General features: G+C 65.9%; 3 protein-coding genes and 1 pseudogene. All 4 read left to right on the forward strand.

Going from position 1 to position 3,007, the window contains the following annotated elements:
* Positions 1-262 (forward strand): annotated as a pseudogene (locus tag AC1DYI_RS31100) (MFS transporter); the annotation flags it as partial.
* Entirely contained in the window at positions 262-1,896 is a 1,635-nt protein-coding gene (gene guaA, locus AC1DYI_RS31105) for a glutamine-hydrolyzing GMP synthase (protein WP_477207977.1), read from the forward strand. The pseudogene AC1DYI_RS31100 and the gene guaA, both read left to right, overlap by 1 nt.
* A 42-nt stretch (positions 1,897-1,938) precedes the next feature.
* Entirely contained in the window at positions 1,939-2,538 is a 600-nt protein-coding gene (locus AC1DYI_RS31110; protein ID WP_477207978.1) for a 2'-5' RNA ligase family protein, read from the forward strand.
* A gap of 53 nt (positions 2,539-2,591) precedes the next feature.
* Positions 2,592-3,007, forward strand: a 416-nt coding sequence (gene tadA, locus AC1DYI_RS31115; protein ID WP_477207979.1) for a tRNA adenosine(34) deaminase TadA, incomplete at its 3' end; no start/stop codon positions are given.

Consider the following 3,007-nt stretch of genomic DNA (forward strand, 5'->3'; position numbering starts at 1 on the left):
CGCGCGGACCCAAGGCCAGACCATGGGCGCTGTGGCCGGACTGAACAGCCTGATGGCGGTGATAGCGCCGATCGTCGGGCCGGCACTCCTGGCGATGGTTTCACATCTGCCGCGGKGTGACTGGCGCATCGGCGCCCCCTACTACTTCTGCGCGGTGCTGCAAGGCTTGGCCACCGTGCTCGCGATTTACCACTTCCGCACCCACCGGGCAGCGACTGCCGTCACTGCCGCTCAACCGGGAACCACGCCCGCCGCACCATGATGCACGACAAGATCCTGATCCTCGACTTCGGCTCCCAGGTCACGCAGCTGATCGCTCGCCGCGTGCGCGAAGCGCACGTCTACTGCGAGATCCACCCCAACGACGTGAGCGACGCGTTCATCCGCGAGTTCGCGCCCAAGGGCATCATCCTGTCGGGCAGCCACGCCAGCACCTACGAGGAGCACGACCTGCGCGCGCCGCAGGCGGTGTGGGACCTCGGCGTGCCGGTGCTGGGCATCTGCTACGGCATGTTCACGATGACCGTGCAGCAGGGCGGCCAGGTCGAAGCCAGCACGCACCGTGAGTTCGGCTATGCCGAGGTACGCGCCCATGGCCACACGAAGCTGCTGAACGGCATCGAAGACTTCAGCACCGCCGAGGGCCACGGCATGCTGAAGGTCTGGATGAGCCACGGCGATAAGGTCACGCAACTGCCGCCTGGCTTCAAGCTGATGGCCAGCACACCGAGCTGCCCGATCGCCGGCATGGCGGACGAATCGCGCGGCTACTACGGCGTGCAGTTCCACCCGGAGGTGACGCACACCGTGCAGGGCAGGGCCCTGTTGGAGCGCTTCGTGCTGCAGATTGCCGGTGCCAAGCCCGACTGGGTTATGAAGGACCACATTGCCGAGGCGGTGGCGAAGATCCGCGAGCAGGTGGGCGACGAAGAGGTGATCCTCGGCCTGTCGGGCGGCGTCGATTCGTCGGTGGCCGCAGCGCTGATCCACCGCGCCATTGGCGATCAACTCACCTGCGTTTTCGTCGACCACGGCCTGCTGCGCCTGAACGAGGGCGACATGGTGATGGAGATGTTCGCCGGCAAGCTGCATGCGCGCGTCATCCGTGTCGACGCGAGCGAGTTGTTCATGGGTGAGTTGGCTGGCGTGGCCGACCCCGAGGCCAAGCGCAAGATCATCGGCCGCCTGTTCGTCGACGTGTTCAAGGCCGAGGCCGACAAGCTCAAGGCTGGTGGCGACGCCGGCCACAAGGGCGGGGACGTGAGTCGCGCCGTCAAAGGCGCGACGTTCCTGGCCCAAGGCACGATCTACCCGGACGTCATCGAGTCGGGCGGCGCCAAGACCAAGAAGGCGATCACGATCAAGAGCCACCACAACGTGGGTGGCTTGCCTGAGCAACTGGGCCTGAAGCTGCTGGAGCCGCTGCGCGATCTGTTCAAGGACGAGGTGCGTGAGCTGGGCGTGGCGTTGGGCCTGCCAGCGGAGATGGTCTATCGCCACCCGTTCCCCGGGCCGGGCCTGGGCGTGCGCATTCTGGGCGAGGTCAAGAAGGACTATGCCGACCTGCTGCGTCGTGCCGACGCGATCTTCATCGAAGAGCTGCGGGCGTGGAAAGATGAAACGACCGGCAAGAGCTGGTACGACCTGACCAGCCAGGCCTTTGCCGTCTTCTTGCCGGTCAAGAGCGTGGGCGTGATGGGCGACGGCCGTACATACGATTACGTGGTGGCGCTGCGCGCAGTGCAAACCAGCGACTTCATGACCGCCGACTGGGCCGAACTGCCCTATGGTTTGCTGAAGAAGGTCTCGGGCCGCATCATCAACGAGGTGCGCGGCATCAACCGCGTGACCTACGATGTGTCGAGCAAACCGCCGGCGACGATCGAGTGGGAATGACGGGGGAATAACGGATTGGCTGATCAACTCTTTCTGGATGGCATGGGGGCGCCGCCGACAGGTTCAGATCGATTGTTTTTTGCCGTCCTGCCGGACGACTACGCAGCCGGGCAGGCCGAGCGTTTCCGACAGCGGTTTTGCAGCGAGCGAAGGCTGACGGGAACGCAGGTGCGAACCGAACACCTGCACGTCACGCTGCACCACCTGGGCGACCATGCGGGCGTGCCGCAGGACATGGTGGCCAAGGCGGGGGCCGTGGCCGCCGCCTTGCGGGTGGCGCCGTTCGAGGTGGAGTTCGAATCGGTGATGAGCTTTGTCCGCGGGGCGCAGAACAAGCCTGCGTTGGTCCTGACGGGTGAAGACGGCCTCGTGGCCCTGACCGCCTTTCAGCGCGCGCTGGCGGTGGCCATGATCAAGGGTGGCCTGGGCCAATGGGTCGAGAAGACCTTCACCCCGCACATGACCCTGGTCTATGACCCGCAGGTGATCGAGCGGCAAAGCATTCGGCCCATTTCGTGGACTGTCGGCGAGCTGGTGCTGATCCACAGCTTCCTGGGGCAAGGGCGGCACGTGGCGCWGGGCCGCTGGCCGTTGCAGGGCAACACCTCGATGAGGCCGCGCGAAGGCGGGTTGGTGCCGTGAGCGAGTCCGCGCCCGAATCCGATTTCCCAGTGACGCCGGCCGACGAGTACGCGATGCGCCTGGCGTTGGACCAGGCGCAGAACGCGTGGCTGTCGGGCGAGGTGCCGGTGGGCGCCGTGATCATGCGCAACGGTCAGGTCATTGCCACCGGCTACAACCGCCCGATCACCACGCACGACCCCACGGCTCACGCCGAGTTGGTCGCCTTGAGGCACGCCGCGCAGCTGCTGGAAAACTACCGCCTGCCCGAGTGCGAGCTGTACGTGACGCTCGAGCCCTGCGCCATGTGCGCGATGGCGTTGATGCACGCCCGATTCAAGCGCGTGGTGTTCGGTGCGGTTGACCCCAAGACCGGTGCCGCCGGCTCGGTGCTGAACCTGTTCGCTGAAACCCGGCTGAACCACCACACCGAGTTGCAAGGCGGCGTGATGGCCGAGGCCTGCGGCAATATCCTGCGCGAGTTCTTCGC

It is taken from the genome of Ideonella sp. P3_A4, from assembly GCF_056403075.1.

Coding starts and splice junctions, on each gene's coding strand:
- guaA (WP_477207977.1), top strand. CDS start 262: ATGCACGACAAGATCCTGATCCTCGACTTCGGCTCCCAGGTCACGCAG.